Genomic DNA, 17,721 nt, shown 5'->3' with positions numbered 1-17,721 from the left:
CAAGACAGCAATGAGCTGTCTGGCTCAATCGTCGGACGTTTTTGCCTTGTAATCGCACAGATCTTCTATACGGCAACTGCCGCACCGCGGTTTACGGGCCTGGCAAACGTAGCGCCCGTGCAGAATCAGCCAGTGATGAGCGTCGAGCAGGTAGTTTTTCGGCACAAATTTCATCAGTTGCCTTTCCACCTCCACCACATTTTTCCCTGGCGCGATGCCTGTGCGGTTGCTGACGCGGAAGATATGCGTGTCTACCGCCATCGCGATCTGGCGGAAAGCGGTGTTGAGCACCACGTTAGCGGTTTTGCGTCCGACGCCCGGCAGCGCCTCGAGTGCTTCTCGGGTTTGTGGTACTTCACCGTTGTGCAGCTCCACCAGCATGCGGCAGGTTTCGATCACGTTTTTGGCTTTGCTGTTGTAAAGGCCGATTGTCTTGATGTACTCGGAAAGCCCCTCTACCCCCAGTTCGTGGATGGCCTGTGGCGTGTTGGCTACCGGGTAAAGCCTGGCAGTTGCCTTGTTGACGCTTACGTCGGTGGCCTGGGCGGAAAGGATGACGGCTATCAACAGTTCAAAAGGCGTGGTGTAGGCCAATTCGGTTTTTGGGTCCGGATTGTCCTCATGCAGCCTGCGAAAGATTTCCTGGCGTTTTGCGGCGTTCATGGGCGGCGCTTTTCCTCGGAGTTAGCCTGTTCGGGAGGCGGCAGAAGTGCTGCGAGTGTCTGCTCGGCAGCTTCGTATTCGCGCTGCAATTCCACGAGCCTGGCGGCCTGCTCCGCAATGGGAGGATGACCAAACGCCTTGAGCGACTTGTTGAGTTGCGCGCGGCTCATGGCCAGCGCAATTCGGGCTTTTTTCAAGGCTTCATCCGGTCCGGCAGGCTTGTCGTTCCGGGCGAGTGCCACAGCGGATCGAGGCAGCACGTCACGAGCGGATTCAACGCGCTGCGACCGCGCAAGGCGCTCTGCCAGGCGCTTTTGCTGTTCACGGTGCAAGCGTGCATTTCGTGCTTCGAAACGCATCCGGGCATGGCTACGCTTGCGCTGCCGCGCCTCCTGCAGCTCGGGGGTAGGGGCCAGACCGCCGACGATGGGCGTGACCGTTGCCAGTGGCAGCGGGTGCATTTCAATGCAATCCACCGGGCACGGCGCAACGCACAGATCACAGCCTGTGCATTCATCGATGATCACGGTGTGCATCAGCTTGGCTGCGCCGAGAATGGCATCCACGGGGCAGGCCTGAATGCATTTGGTACAACCGATGCACTCTGCTTCGCGAATGAAGGCAACCTGTGCAGGTGCAGTGCCGCGTTGCATATCCAGTGTCAGGGCCGGAACAGACAGCAGTTCGGCCAGCTGGGCTATCGTTTCGTCGCCGCCCGGGGGGCACTTGTTGATGGCTTCGCCGCCAGCGATGCCTTCGGCGTAGGGCTTGCAGCCGGGATGGCCGCACTTGCCGCACTGAGTCTGCGGCAGAAGGGCGTCGATACTGCGGATGAGGTCCACGTCGGGAAGCAGGCGAATCAATTCAGTCATGGTCTTGCCAGGTGACCAACAGGTGTTCTGTCTATCCGGAGAGCAGCATTATCGGACAGATCAGGGGGCTTGCGAATGCGCAAAGGCCCGGGATCCGCCTGATGGCAGGATACCGGGCCTCGCGTCGTTTACTTGATGCGCTGGCCTGGCTTGGCGCCGCTGTCGGGGCTGAGCAGATAGATCTCCTCTCCGCCGGGGCCTGCTGCCATCACCATGCCTTGCGAAGTGCCGAAGCGCATTTTTCGCGGCTTGAGGTTGGCGATCATCATGGTCAGACGGCCTTCGAGTTCGGACGGGTTCGGGTAGGCGCTCTTGATGCCTGAAAAGACAATACGCTGCTCGTCGCCGATGTCCAGGGTCAGACGCAGCAGCTTGTCGGCACCCTCTACCTGCTCGGCCTTGAGAATCAGCGCGACGCGCAGGTCGATGGCGGCAAAGGCGTCAAAGTCGATTTCCGCTGACAGCGGGTCTTTGGCGAGTTCGCCATTACCGGCAGGCGCGGTGTCCGCCGACGAGTCGGTAGCGGTCAGGTCTTCTTTGGAGGCAGTGGCCATGGCCTCGACCTTGACCGGGTCGATACGGGTCATCAGTGCCGAGAACGGATTGAGCTGATGATTGGCCAGCAAGGTCTTGTGGTCTTCCCAGGTCAGTGGTTCGACGTTGAGGAATTTTTCTGCATCGGCGGCCAGATTCGGCAGGACCGGCTTGAGGAAAATCACCAGCTGGCGGAACAGGTTGATGCCCAGCGCGCATACGGCCTGGACTTCATCCTGCTTGCCTTCCTGTTTGGCCAGCGCCCATGGCGCTTTTTCCGCGATGTAGGCATTGGCACGGTCCGCCAGGGCCATGGTCTCGCGCATGGCGCGGGCGAAGTCGCGGGCTTCGTAGGCGTCGGCAATGCTGGGTGCCGCCGCCAGAAACGCGTCGGTCAGCTCGGGCGCGGCATTGGCTTCGACCATCACACCGGCGTTGCCCTTGTGAATGAACCCGGCGCAACGGCTGGCAATGTTAACAACCTTGCCGATCAGGTCGGAGTTGACCTTTTGCACGAAGTCTTCGAGGTTCAGGTCGAGGTCGTCGACGCCACGGCCCAGCTTCGACGCGTAGTAATAGCGCAGGTACTCGGGCGGCAGGTGGTCGAGGTAGGTGCGCGCCTTGATAAAGGTGCCACGCGATTTCGACATTTTCTGGCCATTGACGGTCAGGTAGCCGTGGACGTTGATGCCGGTCGGTGTGCGCAAGGCCGCACCTTCCAGCATGGCAGGCCAGAACAGAGCGTGGAAGTTGACGATGTCCTTGCCGATGAAGTGATAGAGCTCGGTGGTCGCGCCCTTTCCCCAGTACGCATCGAAGTCCAGGTCCGGACGACGCGCACACAGGTTCTTGAAGCTGGCCATGTAACCGATCGGCGCATCAAGCCACACGTAGAAGTACTTGCCGGGCTCGTCAGGAATTTCAAAGCCGAAATAGGGCGCATCGCGGGAGATATCCCACTGCTGCAGGCCACTGTCCAGCCATTCGGCGATCTTGTTGGCAACCGCATCCTGCAGGGTGCCGCTGCGTGTCCAGCGCTTGAGCATGGCGTCGAATGCAGGAAGGTCGAAGAAGAAGTGCTTCGAGTCCTTGAGCACCGGCGTGGCACCGGAAATCGCCGACTTGGGGTCTTTCAGGTCCGTCGGGGCATAGGTAGCGCCACACTTTTCACAGTTGTCGCCGTACTGGTCCTCGGCCGCGCATTTCGGGCAGGTGCCCTTGATGAAGCGGTCGGCCAGGAACATTTTCTTTTCCGGGTCGAAGTACTGGGTAACCGAGCGCGTCGCGATATGACCTGCATCGCGCAGGCGCTTGTAGATCATGCTCGACAGCTCGCGGTTCTCGTCCGAGTGCGTTGAGTGGAAATTATCGAAATCCACCAGGAAATCGGCAAAGTCGGCGCTGTGTTCGGCCTTGACGTTGGCGATCAGTTGCTCTGGCGTAATGCCTTCCTTTTCGGCACGCAGCATGATTGCCGAGCCATGGGCGTCGTCCGCGCAGACATAGATGCATTGATTGCCGCGGTGCTTCTGAAAACGCACCCACATGTCGGTCTGGATGTACTCGAGCATGTGGCCAAGGTGGATGGAACCATTGGCATAGGGCAGGGCGCTGGTAACGAGAATCTTGCGTGGCTCGGACATGGGGCTCGGCTACTTGAAGTGAAACGGAGACCGGCCACTATAAAGGTCTGAACGATTTTTTTCACCCGTGCGGTTGTGGGAATGCTCCTGAAAGGTTGGGCGCGGTTCAGTGAAATCATGTGGGCTGCTGGCAGAACAGGTACGATAGTCGGCTGTTCCAGTCAGTCTTTTTACGGAGTAAGCCCATGAGCGCAGTCAATCGCGCAGCGGTGGAGACGATTCTTCGCCAGTACACCGACCCCTATCTGAATCAGGATCCGGTCACTGCCGGTTGCGTCCGGTCCATCGATATTCAGGGGGCACAGGTCAGCGTGCAACTCGAATTGGGCTATGCCGCCGACCTGTTCAGGAACGGCTGGGCGCAAGTGTTGAAAACGGCCATCGAGAATCTGGACGGCGTCAGTTCGGCCACCGTTGCCATCAGCAGCGTGATCAGCGCGCACAAGGCCCAGAGCCAGATTCCGGGGCTTGCCAATGTGAAAAACATTGTCGCCGTCGCGTCCGGCAAGGGCGGTGTCGGCAAGTCCACGACCGCCGCCAACCTGGCCTTGGCGCTGTCTCGCGAGGGCGCTCGCGTCGGTATCCTCGATGCCGATATCTATGGGCCGAGCCAAGGGGTGATGTTCGGTATTCCTGAAGGCACGCGGCCGAAAATCAAGGACCAGAAGTGGTTCGTGCCGGTCGAGGCGCATGGTATCGAGGTGATGTCGATGGCCTTTTTGACCGACGACAACACGCCGATGGTCTGGCGCGGACCGATGGTGTCGGGGGCGTTGCTGCAGCTGGTCACGCAGACTGCCTGGAATGATCTGGATTATCTGGTTATCGACATGCCGCCCGGCACCGGTGATATCCAGTTGACGCTCGCGCAGAAAGTCCCGGTGGCGGGTGCCGTGATTGTCACCACGCCACAGGATCTGGCTTTGCTGGATGCGAAAAAGGGTGTCGAGATGTTCCGCAAGGTCAACATTCCGGTGCTGGGCGTGGTGGAAAACATGGCGGTGCACATCTGCTCCAACTGCGGCCATGCCGAGCATCTGTTCGGTGAGGGTGGCGGCGAGAAGCTGGCGACGCAGTACGATGTCGAGCTGCTGGCGTCACTGCCGCTGTCGATGCTGATTCGCGAGCAGGCAGATGGCGGCAAGCCTACGGCGATTGCCGAGCCGGAGAGTCAGATTGCGATGGTGTATCAGGAGCTGGCACGTCACGTCGGTGCGCGGATCGTGTTGCAGGAAGCTGCAAGTCCAGCCATGCCGACGATTTCGGTAAGCGACGACTGATTGCATAGCGATGATCGGGCGGGGGAGGTGCTTCGCTTCTCTCGTTCTGGTCAGGTGTTCAGCCAGTGAGAGGTCAAAAGGCGGGCAATAAAAAACCCCGCTTTTGAGGGCGGGGTTTTTAAGCGAATCAGTACAAGTTAGATAACTTGAACTTCTTCAGCTTGCATGCCTTTCTGACCGCGGGTAGCGATGAAAGAAACCTGTTGGCCTTCTTTCAGGCTTTTGAAGCCGTCGGATTGGATAGCTTTGAAGTGCACGAACAGGTCGTCACCGGATTGTGGAGTGATGAAGCCGAAGCCTTTTTCATCGTTGAACCACTTAACGGTACCAGTTTGGCGATTGGACATAGTATATCTCCTTGGACAAAGTTAACTGCGGCGTAGGAAGAGCCCTGGCCGAGACTGAGTGCAAAGAGCTGGAAAATTCATGGAGATGGTTGGATCGAAATTCAACATCGTGTAGAGATTCTCAGTGACACAAGCAACACAGTGACGCCACCTTAACCCTTTTTTCCGAACGTGCCAATGGTCTGTTGATGATTATTTCCATTCACAGCGAAACAGCCCGGCCGCTCACGCAAACTCGCGATCTGTTGCCTTTGAACCCTCGGCCTCAGCCCGGTAAGATGCCGGATATCTTTTTCACCTCGCTATTCAGGACACCGCCATGAGCATCAAATCGGACAAGTGGATTCGCCGCATGGCGCAGGAACACGGGATGATCGAGCCCTTCGTAGAGCGCCAGGTACGTGGCGAAGGCGCTGATCGGGTGATCTCTTTCGGGGTGTCCAGTTATGGCTACGACGTGCGTTGTGCCGACGAATTCAAGGTCTTCACCAACATCAATTCGGCCACGGTTGACCCGAAAAACTTTGATGAAAAAAGCTTCGTCGATATCAAGAGCGACGTGTGCATCATCCCGCCCAACTCGTTTGCACTGGCGCGCACCGTCGAATATTTCCGCATTCCGCGTAACGTTCTGACTATCTGCCTGGGCAAGAGCACTTACGCGCGCTGCGGCATCATCGTCAATGTCACGCCGCTCGAGCCTGAGTGGGAAGGCCATGTAACGCTGGAGTTTTCCAACACCACGACACTGCCGGCCAAGATCTACGCCAACGAAGGTGTGGCGCAGATGCTGTTCCTGGAGTCCGATGAGGAGTGTGAAGTGTCCTACAAGGATCGGGGTGGCAAGTACCAGGGCCAGCGTGGCGTCACCCTGCCACGCACCTGATTTGCGCTTCAGGTGACTAGTGGAATTGAATTAATACTCTATTTCGCACTCTATCTGCTCACATGCTTTCGCATCATTCATTACGTGCGAAGGCCTTTGATCTGGAGTGCCCTATGAAGACTACTTTCAAAATCTCTGAACAGGTTCAATCTCCGCTTAACGAGATCGGGCTGCTCGCCTGGTCATTGATGGCTCATTCCGATCTCAGCCCGGAGCTGAACATGGTCGGTGGCGGGATCCCGGGTGATCCAGGCCCCGATACTCCGTTTCAGCCTACCGAGCCAGGCGGGCCTACTGTTCCTGACGAGCCGCCACCTGCACCTGTGGCCTGATTATCACAAGACTGCCTGCTGCTCTCGCGAGCAGCGGGCAGTTTTGTATAGGGCGACCGGCGACGCTATGCCACTCGCCACACCGCATCACCGCCGGTCACGTAGATCGTACTGTCTGGTGCGGGGCGAATCTGAAAACCGCCCGTGAATTCGCCGAACGCTGGCAGCAGACTGACTTGCCGGCCGAGGTAAAAGCACGCCAGCCGCAAGCTTTGCCGGCCGCGCCCGTGTAGTCGATACACAGGATGAACGTGCCCGGCCAGTACGTGCAGATCAGGGTGCGGATCGGGCTCGTGCTGCAGGGCAAACGGCCCGAGTGCCAAGGGCTCTGGGACCACATCGATGCCTAGATAGGCGGGCGGATCGCCAGCCCGTTTGTCGTGGTTGCCGCGGATCAGCGTGATGCGCAGCGTCGAGTGCTCTGCCCGCCACTGCTCCAGCGCCGCCAGCGTGCAGACCGCGTGAGATTCCGGTGCGTGCAGGAAATCGCCCAGAAAGATCAGATGATCGCAGGGATAGGCATTCAAAAGGCTGTCCAGGCGGCGCAGATTCGCCTGTGTAGTGCCGTGTGGCACCGGCTGGCCGAGCTTGCGATAGGCGGCCGCCTTGCCAAAGTGCGCATCGGCAATCAGCAAGGATCGTTCGGCGGGGTAGTAGATGGCCTTGTCGGCCAGCAGCCACAGCTCTTCTCCTGCCAGTGTGACAGCCAGATATGGGTTCATTGTTCAGGCTCCGGGCCAGCGGCTTTCTCCAGGTCGCGGACCATGCGCGCGATGCGGTCGGCAAGTTTCTCCGAACTGAGGCTTTCGCGAAAGCGCTCGACCAGCAACGGAAAGGCTAGCGGGGTCGCGCGTTTTATCGCGTGCAGGTCCAGCGTGCGGCTGTTGATCTGGCGCAACGTCAGTTCCAGACGCTGCAGGTCCAGTTCCTGACGCAGGACTTCCTGTTCGGCCTGGGTCAGCAGCATGTTGTCAGCGTCGTATTGCTTGAACACCTCGAAGAACAGCCCGCTGGATGCCTGAAGCTGACGGTTGCTCTTGGCCGCGCCAGGGTAGCCGGAAAACACCAGACCAGAGATACGCGCGATTTCCCTAAAGCGCCGCAGGGCCAGTTCGCCAGCGTTCAGGCTGGCAATAATATCGGGTAAAAGATCCGTTTCGCTGAACAGGTTAGCCTGCAACGTCTGCGCCCAGTCGATCTCGCTGGCGCTGAGCAGCTCCAGCCCATAGTCGTTGACGGCGATGGAAAAGGTCAGTGGCCGATGCCGGCTCAGGCGCCAGGCCAGCAGGCTGCCCAGCCCCAGGTGCACATGACGACCGGCGAACGGGTAGAGGAACAGATGCCAGCCTTCGCGGGATTTGAGTGTCTCAGCCAATAATGTGTCGCGTCGTGGCAGCCCTGACCAGTGCTGCTGGACTTCCAGCAGGGGTTTGATGGCGCGCATTTCCGGGCTGTTGAATTCGCCTCGTGCAGCGGCATCGAACTTCTCCACCACGGCATCTGCCAGTTCGCTGGACAGTGGCATTCGACCGCCATTCCAGCGTGGTACGGCGGCTTTCTTGCCGGTCGCGCGCTTGACGTAGGCCGTCATGTTTTCCACTCGAACCAGCTCCAGCAAGCGTCCGCCGAACAGAAAGCCGTCACCGGGTTTGAGTCTGGCGATGAAGCCTTCTTCGACGCTGCCCAGCGAGCCACCGCCGCCGCCTTTTTTCCAGTATTTCAGGTTGACGGTGGCCTCGCTGACGATGGTCCCCACGCTCATGCGGTGGCGTCTGGCAAGACGCGCATCGGGGACCCGCCAGACGCCGTCCTCGTCAGGTTCGGCGCGGCGGTAATCGGGATAGGCGGTCAGCGAGTGGCCTCCGTTGCGAACAAACGCCAGCGCCCATTGCCATTGCTCGTCGCTGAGGTCGTGGTAAGCCCAGGCGCTGCGTACTTCGTCCAGCAGTTCATCGGGCAGGAAGCCACCGCCCAAGGCGATGCTGACCAGGTGCTGGACCAGCACGTCCAGCGGTTGGTGTGGGGATTCGCGGGGCTCGATCATCCGGGCTTCGACGGCGTCATGGGCGGCAGCGGCTTCGACCAGCTCCAGGCTGTGGGTCGGCACCAGTGTCACGCGCGAAGGACGACCCGGCGCGTGGCCCGAGCGCCCGGCGCGCTGCATCAGGCGCGCGACGCCTTTGGGCGAACCGATTTGCAACACGCGCTCGACCGGCAGAAAATCCACGCCCAGGTCCAGACTGGAGGTGCACACTACGGCCTTGAGTGCGCCTTCTTTCAGCGCGCGCTCGACCCAGTCGCGGACCTCTCGCGCCAGCGACCCGTGATGCAGGGCAATCAGCCCGGCCCAGTCGGGGCGGGCTTCCAGTAGCGCCTGATACCAGATTTCCGACTGCGCCCGGGTATTGGTGAACACCAGACAGCTCGCGCTGCTTTCCACCTCGGCCACGACCTGCGGCAACATGCGCAGGCCCATGTGCCCGGCCCACGGGAAGCGTTCGATGGACGGCGGCAATAGCGTATCGACCTGCAAGTCCTTGACGATTTTGCCTTGCACGGTCACGCCGCCGTCGCCGATCAGTACCTGCTGCGCGTGTTGCTGATTGCCCAGCGTCGCGGAAATGCCCCACACGATCAGTTGCGGATTCCAGCGCCTCAGGCGCGCCAAGGCCAGTTGCAACTGCACGCCGCGCTTGTTGCCGATCAGCTCGTGCCATTCGTCCACTACCACCATCTTCAGTGTCGACAAGGCGACCTGAGCGTCGGCACGGGTCAGCAGCAGCGTCAGGCTCTCAGGGGTGGTGATCAAGGCAGAGGGCAGCCGCCGACTCTGCCGGGCGCGTTCGCTGCCGCTGGTATCGCCGGTGCGCAAGCCGACCGACCACGGAATGTCCAGTTCTGCCAGTGGCGCCTCAAGGGCCCGGGCGGTATCGGCGGCCAGGGCGCGCATGGGCGTGATCCATAGCACACTCAGCGGCTCGGCAGGCGGTTTGCGTTTGCGGGGTTTGTTGTCAGCGGTTAGCGTATTGGCTTTGGCGAATCCGTTGAGCGCGGCGAACCATACGGCGTAGGTCTTGCCCGAGCCGGTGCTGGCATGCAGCAAGCCGGACTCGCCATTCTTCACCGCCGCCCAGACCTCTTTCTGAAACGCAAAGGGCTTCCAGCCCCGGGCGAGAAACCATCGTCGAGCGAAATCGGTGGGTCTGCTCATCCGTTTGAGTGTGCTCTGAGTGGCGTTAAGTCAGAGACAGCAGAGAAAGGGTAATAGTTTTAAATGGTTATGTGACTGATCGTTCCTGGATTGCCTATCGTGCCGATACCAGGGATACCACCATGACTATCGTGCCGATGCTCCGCGTCGGCATGCCGTTCTGGACGCTCTGCGTCCTCTTGATGACGCGGAGCGTCATGAAAGGCATTCCCACTTGAGCGTGGGAACGAGATTTGAGGGTGGTGCAGACGTGTGTACGCAGCAGTCCGTGCTACTTCAGATTGCCGCTCAAGAACTGCTGCAAACGCTCGCTTTTCGGGTTGTTGAGGACTTCGTCCGGGTGGCCGGATTCTTCGATCTGGCCCTGGTGCAGGAACACCACCTGGCTCGCCACCTTGCGCGCGAACCCCATTTCGTGGGTGACCAGAATCATCGTCCGGCCTTCTTCAGCCAGGCCTTGAATGACCTTCAGCACTTCACCGACCAGCTCCGGGTCAAGCGCGGATGTCGGTTCGTCGAAGAGCATGATTTCCGGCTCCATCGCCAGCGCACGGGCGATGGCCACGCGCTGCTGCTGACCGCCGGAAAGAAACGCGGGGTACTGATCGGCAACACGCTCCGGCAGACCGACCTTTTCCAGGTATTTGCGCGCGCGCGCCTCGGCTTCGGCCTTGGGCACGCCCAATACCCGGCGCGGCGCCATGGTGATGTTTTCCAGCACGGTCATGTGCGCCCACAGGTTGAAGTGCTGAAACACCATCGCCAGCCGCGTGCGGATACGCTGCAGCTCATCCGGGTCGGCAACGCGCATGCCGTCCTTGTCGCTGACCATGCGCACTTGCTTGCCATCCAGGCTCATCGCCCCGTCACTGGGCTGTTCGAGAAAGTTGATGCAGCGCAAAAAGGTGCTCTTGCCGGAGCCACTGGCGCCGATCAGACAGATGACGTCACCGCTGCTGGCCTTGAGCGATACGCCTTTGAGCACGTGGTTGTCGCCATAGCTTTTGTGCAGGCCATCGATGGTCAGTTTGTACATGACAGGTCCTCAAGGAGAAAGTAGATAGCCGCTGCGATAGGCGTGGGTGCCGGCGATATGCGCAATGACCATGCCGGCAGTCGCCATGCGGCGCAGGGAACGCGCATACAGCAGGCCTGCGTTGAGGGCATGGATGCAGGTCACGGTGTCGCTGATCGGGTCGATGACCTCGGCAATCAGCTGGCCGGCCTCGACGTGTTCGCCGGGCATCGCGCAGAACACCAGCAGGCCGCCGACCGGCGTAGCCACCGGTTCGACCGCTGCCAGTGGCGTAGCGGGGTAGAGCAGTTCGGGGAGTGGCTGCAGATCGCCGTCAATGATGCCGGCATCGATCAGGTAATGAATGATCGCCTGACAGTCGCGACTGGCCAGCGCATGGTTGACATCGCCTTGCCCGCGCAGCTCCAGGGTCACCGAAAAGCTGCCCATGGGAATCGGAAAGCGCTCGCCAAAGCGTTGCTGCAATTGCCACCAGACCAGCGTGAAGCACTCATCGAACGACTGCCCGCCTGAGTCGGTCGCCAGCAGGCTGGCTTGCGCGCCCAGGTAGCGGGATAAAGGTTCGACTTTCGGCCACGCCTCGGGCGTGGTGTACAGGTGCTCGACCGACTCGAAATCACAGTGCAGGTCCAGCACCATGTCGGCATCGCAGGCCAGGCGCTGCAGGGTCAGGCGCAACGAATGCAGTTGTGTGGTCGCCTGTACGGCATTCAGCGCCGCCAGCAGGCTGTCCCTTACCAGCGCGCAGTTGTGCTCTGCGTCGTTAGTCAGTCGGGCTTCGATGTCATCACCGACCTGAGTGCAGAGGTCGCTGAACCCGCGATTGAAGTTCTGGCCGCTTTCCAGCTCGTAGCGGCCCAGCGGGGAGTCCATCAGCACTTGTTCCAGACCGATCGGGTTGGCGACGGGCACCACAACGATTTCGCCCAGCAGTCGCCCGGCGTTTTCCAGTTCGGCCAGACGCTGCTTCAGGTACCAGGCCACCAGCATGCCCGGTAGCTCGTCGGCATGCAGCGACGCCTGAATATAAACTTTGCCGGTGCCGTTTTGCGGCCCGTAATGAAAGCTGTGGATTTGCCGGCCAGTGCCGGGCACTGGCGAAAGCAAGTCATGGGTGTGATGGCGCATGTTCAGTCCTGATTAATGGGCTGGGCCGAGAAAGGCCAGCCAGCGGCGTTCGGCAAGGCGGAACAGCCCGACCAGAATGAACGTCACGGTCAGGTACATGACGGCGGCGATACCGAAGGACTGGAAGGTCATGAAAGTGGCGGAGTTGGCATCCCGCGCGACTTTCAGGATGTCCGGCACCGTGGCGGTAAAGGCCACAGTGGTCGAGTGCAGCATCAGGATCACTTCGTTGCTGTAATACGGCAGAGAGCGGCGCAGCACCGACGGCATGATCACGTAGGCATAAAGCTTCCAGCCGGTCAGGCCGTAGGCCTTGGCCGCTTCGACTTCGCCGTGGGCCATGCTGCGGATCGCCCCGGCAAAGATCTCCGTGGTGTAGGCGCAGGTGTTCAGGGTGAAAGCCAGGATCGTGCAGTTCATCGCATCGCGAAAGAACGCATCGAGCATCGGCTGTTCACGCACCGCGGCAAGGCTGTAAATGCCGGTGTAGCAGATTAGCAGCTGTATATAGAGGGGCGTGCCACGAAACAGGTAGGTGTAGAACTGCACCGGCCAGCGCACCCAGCGGTTTCTCGACACCCGCGCAATCGACAGCGGGATCGACACGCAGAAGCCGATGACGATGGAGGCGCTGAGCAGCCACATGGTCATCGCCAGACCGGTGACGTTGACGCCATCTGTATAAAGGAAGGGTTTCCAGTATTCCTGCAGCAATTCGATCATCGCTGTGCCTCCCGGCTGCCTGCGGCGTAATACCGCTCAGCCCAACGCAGGGCGAAGTTCGAGGCGCTGGTGATCAGCAGGTAAATCAGTGCCGCCAGCACCAGAAAGTAGAACAGCTGATATGTGCTCTTGCCCGCATCCTGTGACGCCTTGACCAGATCAGCCAGACCGATGATCGATACCAGCGCAGTCGCCTTGAGCAGAACCTGCCAGTTGTTGCCGATCCCCGGCAGCGCGTAACGCATCATCTGCGGGAACACGACGTAACGAAAGCGCTGGCCGCGTTTCAATCCATAGGCCGTCGCTGCCTCCACCTGACCGCGAGGCACGGACAGAATCGCGCCGCGAAAGGTCTCGGTGAAGTACGCACCATAGATGAAGCCCAGGGTGATGACGCCTGCGCCGAACGGGTTGATCTCGATGTATTCCCATTCCATCGCGTCGGTCAGCATGGTGAGCCAGGTTTGCAGGCTGTAGAAAATCAGCAGCATCAACACCAGGTCCGGAACACCACGGATCAGTGTCGTGTAAATTTGCGCCGGCACGCGCAGCAGCGCGGAACTCGACAGTTTGGCGCTGGCCCCGATCAGTCCGAGCAGAATGCTCAGAGCAAGCGACAGCACAGCCAGTTTGACGGTCATCCAGGTGCCTTCCAGCAACAGCGGGCCAAAGCCCTTCAGGCTGAATGCCGAGAGTCCCAGGTTTTGCATGAGTGCATCGAGCATGGATAGGCCTTGTTACCAACAAAAACGCCCACCGATCGGGCGACGAATGATCGCCGAAATCGATGGGCGTCGGGGTGTTATTTACCGCTGTAGAGGTTCAGGTCGCCAAAGTGTTTTTTCTGGATTGCAGCGTAGGTGCCGTCGTCGTGCATCGCCTTGATGCCTTTATCCAGCAGCGCTTTAAGTTCCTTGTTGCCCTGGGCAATGCCGACCGCAGTCTTGGCTGGCAGCAGTTCGCTGTCGATAGGCTTGCTGACTTCGTAGTCAGCACCGGCTGGCGATTTCAGGAAGCCCAGTTCGGCCTGCAGCATGTCCTGAATCGAGGCGTCGAGACGACCGGAGGTCAGGTCGGAGTAAACCTGATCCTGGTTGGCGTAGGCCTTGGTGGAAATACCTGCCTTGTCCAGTACGGCCTTGGCGTAGGCTTCCTGGATGGTGCCTTGCTCATAACCCACGGTCTTGCCTTTCAGGCTGGCCGGATCAGCGGTAAAACCTGCACCCTTCTTGAACACCAGCGAGGTCGGGCCGGAGAACAGTTCGTTGGAGAAGTCGATGACTTTTTCGCGAGCAGGGGTCACGGTCATCGAGGAAATGACGCCGTCGAATTTACGTGCCTTGAGGCCGGGGATCATGCCGTCGAAGTCGCTTTCGACCCATTTGCATTTGACTTTCAGCTCTTCGCAGATCGCGTTGCCCAGATCGATATCGAAGCCGACCAGGCTGCCGTCGGCCGCTTTGGATTCGAACGGTGCGTAAGATGGATCGACGCCGAAGCGCAGTTCCTTGTATTCCTTGGCCATGGTGTTACCGGCGGCGATGCACAGAGCCAGTGCAGAAAGAGTCAGCCATGCTTTTTTCATTGTTCAGTCCTTAAAACCTTAAATGGGGCGTTGGGAATACGCGAAGCGTGCTACCGGCAAGTGCCAGACAGGCATTGGTTAGCAATTTCCGAACCAGAGGAACGAACGTGCGTTTGAAATGTAAGGGGTTGTCGCTATTTCATATAAACGGCTGGCAATTGGCCGCCCATGCGCGCTTACAGGGTTGCTGTTCATCGCCCGGTCCTACGCACGATGCTTTTCCAAGTAAGAAAGAGCGGAAGATTGGTAACGAATCAGGAAGTTTCCTACAAGCGAGCGGGATGATTTGTCTGGTGGTGTTTAAAAAAGGTGCACGCCATTTGGCGTGCGCCTTTTTGGTGCCCTAGTTCAGCAGGTCCTGCAGCGTCGCCAGACTGTCGGCTTCGGCGACCGGCTTGTCCTGCCGCCAGCGCAGCATGCGCGGGAAACGCACAGCGATGCCGCTCTTGTGGCGCTTCGACAGGGCGATCCCTTCAAAGCCCAGCTCGAACACCAGCGTCGGCGTTACGCTGCTGACCGGCCCGAACTTCTCCACTGTCGTCTTGCGAACGATGGCGTCGACCTTGCGCATTTCTTCATCGGTCAGCCCCGAGTAAGCCTTGGCGAACGGCACCAGTGTGCGCTCAGTGGCGTCGGGCGGGCCGTCCCAGACTGCAAAGGTGTAGTCGCTGTACAGGCTGGCACGTCGTCCGTGACCGCGTTGCGCGTAAATCAGCACGGCGTCGACACTGAACGGGTCGATTTTCCATTTCCACCACACCCCCATGTCCTTGGTGCGGCCGACGCCATACAGCGAGTCGCGAGCCTTGAGCATCATGCCCTCGACGCCCAGGCTGCGCGAGGCTTCGCGCTGGGTGGCCAGGTCCAGCCAATCCTTGCCGGTGAGCACCGGGGAGGGCATCAGCACCTCGCTCTGGCAGGTTTCGATCAGGGCTTCCAGTTGCGAGCGGCGCTCATGTTGCGGGCGACTGCGCCAGTCATCGCCTTGCCACTCCAGCAGGTCATAGGCGAGCACCACGACCGGAACGTCGGCAAGAATCTTTTTGCCCAGCGTCTTTCGGCCTATGCGCTGTTGCAGCAGGGCGAACGGTTGAACCGAGGGCGCAGCCGCAGGCGCATCGCTGTTCAAGGCAAACTCCGCATCGGCATCGGGGTTCGCATCGGGGGCTTTCCAGACCACGATTTCGCCGTCGATCACCGTGCCGTCCGGCAGGCACTGCACCAGGCTGTGCAGCTCCGGAAAACGGTCGGTCACCAGTTCCTCGCCACGCGACCAGATCCACAAGCGCCCGTCACGTTTGACCAGTTGCGCGCGAATACCGTCCCACTTCCATTCCACCTGCCAGTTCTGCGACGTACCAAGCAACGCCTCGAACTGATCGGCGGGCTGTTGCAGCGAGTGGGCGAGAAAAAACGGGTAGGGCTGGCCGCCGCGTTGGGCGTGCTCATCTTCGGATTCAGGCGCGATCAGCTTCAAATAGCGCTCGGCGCTGGGCCGGTGCGACAGGTCGGTGTAGCCCACCAGTCGTTGTGCGACACGCTTGCTGTCGATGTCTGCCAGCGCCGCCAACGCACGGGTGACCAGCAGCTTGGACACGCCGACGCGGAAACTGCCGGTGATCAGCTTGATGCAGACCATCAGACTGCTGCGGTCCAGCTGCGACCAGAACAGCGGCAGCCGCTCGGCGAGTTCTTCAGGCGGCAGACCGCGCAATGGCAACAGCTTGTCTTCCATCCAGGTGGCCAGACCTTCGTCATTACTGTGGTCGGCCTGGGGCAGCAACAGCGACAGGGTTTCCGCCAGGTCGCCGACTGCCTGATAGCTTTCTTCGAACAGCCATTCCGGCAGATTTCCCAAGGTCATTGCCTGTTCGCGCAGCACTCTGGTAGGCACCAACTGTCGTGGGCGGCCGCCTGACAGGAAGTAAACCGCCCAAGCGGCGTCCTCTGCTGCCGCCTTTTCGAAGTAGTCGCGCATTGCGGCAAGTTTGGCGTTGCTTGACGTGGTCGCGTCCAGCTGTGCGTAGAGTTCAGCGAAGGCTTTCATGACTGAGCCTCACCCGTGCCTGCCGCCTCGGGTTCGCCGGCTGCCGGGTTGCTGTCTTCCTCATCGCCGTATTCGGTGCTGAAGCCCTGTGCATCCAGGCCCAGTTCACGCAGGTAGCGCACCAGTATGCCGACCGAACCGTGGGTCACCATGACGCGTTCGGCGCCGGTCTGTTCCACAGCCCATAGCAAGCCTGGCCAGTCGGCGTGATCGGACAGCACAAAACCGCGATCCACACCGCGCCGGCGTCGTGTGCCGCGCAGCATCATCCAGCCGCTGGCAAACGCATCGCTGTATTCGCCGAAGCGCTTCATCCAGCTGCTGCCACCTGCCGAAGGCGGGGCCAGAATCAACGCCTGACGCAGCGCGGGGTCGGTCTTTTTGAAATCGCCGGCGTATTGGGTTTCCGGGATATAGATACCGCCTTCGCGATACACGCGGTTCAGCGGCTCGACGGCACCGTGGACCAGAATCGGTCCGATCTGCGCGTCGATGCCGTGCAAAATGCGCTGGGCCTTGCCGAACGAGTAGGCGAACAACACGCTGGCCTTGCCCTGGGCTGCATTGGCACGCCACCACTGGTTGATGCCTTCGAAGATCTGCGCCTGCGGCGCCCAGCGATAGATCGGCAGGCCGAAGGTCGATTCGGTGATAAACGTATGGCAGCGCACCGGCTCGAAGGCCGCACAAGTCCCGTCCGGCTCGACCTTGTAATCGCCGGAAGCTACCCAGACCTCTCCTTGGTACTCCAGTCGCACCTGCGCCGACCCCAGCACATGCCCGGCCGGATGCAGGCTCAGTTTCACGCCGTGATGAGTGATGGTTTCGCCGTATTCCAGGGTCTGCAGATTGATGTCCTGCCCGAGGCGCGAACGCAAAATACCCTCGCCACTGGCCGCCGACAGGTAATGCTCATTGCCGGTACGGGCATGGTCGCCATGCGCATGGGTGATGACGGCGCGTTCGACAGGACGCCATGGATCGATATAGAAATCACCAGGTGGGCAGTACAAACCTTCGGGGCGAGCAACGACAAGATCCATGGGGCAACCGTATGGATGGGCTTGTTAGCTATGAGCCGGGAAGGATCTGGAAGTTCGGGGAGTTTGCGTGAGCGCTGCGGAGCGTGAGGCGCGACAGCAGGTGAATCAGGGCTCGACTCAAGGTCATCTTTTCGCCTCTGACTATCGTTCCCATGCTCCGCGTGGGAATGCAGTTCGTGACGCTCCGCGTCACACAGGGGCTCTGCGATGTCAGGTGGATTGAGGTTCGGCTCAAGTCACCTTTTCGCCCCTCGGCGAGTTACTTTGATGGGGCCAAAGTAACCAAACCCCCTGGCTCCGTTTCCGGCCCGACTTCGTCATGTCACTTACGTCGCACTCTGCGTCGTCAGTGCCATCGCGGTTGAAAAGCACTTTAGGGCAATTTGGCTAA

General features: G+C 60.1%; 16 protein-coding genes. 3 read left to right on the top strand and 13 right to left on the bottom strand.

Going from position 1 to position 17,721, the window contains the following annotated elements:
- Positions 1-24: 24 nt before the first annotated feature.
- The 3 genes from nth to metG form a co-directional block, all read right to left on the bottom strand.
- Positions 25-663, bottom strand: coding sequence for an endonuclease III (nth, locus tag P406_RS24635; protein ID WP_003418503.1), 639 nt, complete (start codon positions 661-663; stop codon positions 25-27).
- Positions 660-1,535, bottom strand: a complete 876-nt coding sequence (rsxB, locus tag P406_RS24630) for an electron transport complex subunit RsxB (protein ID WP_003412898.1) — start codon at positions 1,533-1,535, stop codon at positions 660-662. The genes nth and rsxB overlap by 4 nt, the downstream gene beginning before the upstream one ends.
- Positions 1,536-1,663: 128 nt before the next feature.
- Positions 1,664-3,712 carry a methionine--tRNA ligase gene (gene metG, locus P406_RS24625; protein ID WP_046237641.1) on the bottom strand — a complete coding sequence of 683 codons (2,049 nt, stop codon included), beginning with the start codon at positions 3,710-3,712 and terminating at the stop codon, positions 1,664-1,666.
- 185 nt (positions 3,713-3,897) lie between these two features.
- Here metG and apbC point away from each other — a divergent pair, with 185 nt between their 5' ends.
- The gene (gene apbC, locus P406_RS24620; protein WP_003412894.1) at positions 3,898-4,992 is read left to right on the top strand and encodes an iron-sulfur cluster carrier protein ApbC; all 1,095 of its coding nucleotides are present in this window, start codon (positions 3,898-3,900) and stop codon (positions 4,990-4,992) included.
- Between the two features lie 137 nt (positions 4,993-5,129).
- Here apbC and P406_RS24615 read toward each other — a convergent pair whose 3' ends face one another.
- Positions 5,130-5,339, bottom strand: coding sequence for a cold-shock protein (locus P406_RS24615; RefSeq protein WP_002554837.1), 210 nt, complete (start codon positions 5,337-5,339; stop codon positions 5,130-5,132).
- Between the two features lie 319 nt (positions 5,340-5,658).
- On the opposite strand from P406_RS24615, the gene dcd reads away from it, so the two are divergent.
- Both dcd and P406_RS24605 read left to right on the top strand, forming a co-directional pair.
- Positions 5,659-6,225, top strand: a complete 567-nt coding sequence (dcd, locus tag P406_RS24610) for a dCTP deaminase (protein ID WP_002554836.1) — start codon at positions 5,659-5,661, stop codon at positions 6,223-6,225.
- A 113-nt stretch (positions 6,226-6,338) separates the two neighbouring features.
- Entirely contained in the window at positions 6,339-6,557 is a 219-nt protein-coding gene (locus P406_RS24605; protein ID WP_003363577.1) for a hypothetical protein, read from the top strand.
- A 65-nt stretch (positions 6,558-6,622) separates the two neighbouring features.
- Here the strand turns inward: P406_RS24605 and pdeM are convergent, their stop codons facing one another.
- The 9 genes from pdeM to P406_RS24560 all read right to left on the bottom strand — a co-directional run bounded on the left by pdeM (position 6,623) and on the right by P406_RS24560 (position 17,330).
- Positions 6,623-7,279, bottom strand: coding sequence for a ligase-associated DNA damage response endonuclease PdeM (gene pdeM / locus P406_RS24600; RefSeq protein WP_046237640.1), 657 nt, complete (start codon positions 7,277-7,279; stop codon positions 6,623-6,625).
- Positions 7,276-9,768: a ligase-associated DNA damage response DEXH box helicase gene (locus P406_RS24595; RefSeq protein WP_046237639.1), complete on the bottom strand. Its 2,493-nt coding sequence runs from the start codon at positions 9,766-9,768 to the stop codon at positions 7,276-7,278. Before P406_RS24595 ends, pdeM begins: the two co-directional genes overlap by 4 nt.
- A gap of 271 nt (positions 9,769-10,039) precedes the next feature.
- Positions 10,040-10,804 (bottom strand): ABC transporter ATP-binding protein, encoded by a 765-nt coding sequence (locus tag P406_RS24590; protein WP_003412889.1) that lies wholly within the window; start codon positions 10,802-10,804, stop codon positions 10,040-10,042.
- Between the two features lie 9 nt (positions 10,805-10,813).
- Positions 10,814-11,932 (bottom strand): succinylglutamate desuccinylase/aspartoacylase family protein, encoded by a 1,119-nt coding sequence (locus tag P406_RS24585; protein WP_046237638.1) that lies wholly within the window; start codon positions 11,930-11,932, stop codon positions 10,814-10,816.
- A 12-nt stretch (positions 11,933-11,944) separates the two neighbouring features.
- Positions 11,945-12,655, bottom strand: a complete 711-nt coding sequence (locus P406_RS24580) for an ABC transporter permease (RefSeq protein WP_003412886.1) — start codon at positions 12,653-12,655, stop codon at positions 11,945-11,947.
- A complete protein-coding gene (locus tag P406_RS24575; RefSeq protein WP_003363567.1) occupies positions 12,652-13,380 on the bottom strand; it encodes an ABC transporter permease in 729 nt (242 codons plus the stop codon). The genes P406_RS24580 and P406_RS24575 overlap by 4 nt, the downstream gene beginning before the upstream one ends.
- A gap of 77 nt (positions 13,381-13,457) precedes the next feature.
- Positions 13,458-14,240 (bottom strand): transporter substrate-binding domain-containing protein, encoded by a 783-nt coding sequence (locus P406_RS24570; RefSeq protein WP_046237637.1) that lies wholly within the window; start codon positions 14,238-14,240, stop codon positions 13,458-13,460.
- Positions 14,241-14,583: 343 nt separating this feature from the next.
- Entirely contained in the window at positions 14,584-16,287 is a 1,704-nt protein-coding gene (locus tag P406_RS24565) for an ATP-dependent DNA ligase (protein ID WP_046237636.1), read from the bottom strand.
- Positions 16,284-17,330, bottom strand: coding sequence for a ligase-associated DNA damage response exonuclease (locus tag P406_RS24560; RefSeq protein ID WP_003402302.1), 1,047 nt, complete (start codon positions 17,328-17,330; stop codon positions 16,284-16,286). Before P406_RS24560 ends, P406_RS24565 begins: the two co-directional genes overlap by 4 nt.
- Positions 17,331-17,721: the final 391 nt, after the last annotated feature.

The sequence above is a fragment of the Pseudomonas syringae pv. coryli str. NCPPB 4273 genome, assembly GCF_000972175.1.
GTDB classification, from domain to species: Bacteria; Pseudomonadota; Gammaproteobacteria; order Pseudomonadales; family Pseudomonadaceae; genus Aquipseudomonas; species Aquipseudomonas syringae.
Note: the sequence above shows the minus strand (reverse complement) of the source record. Positions and strands in the feature narration are given on the sequence as shown.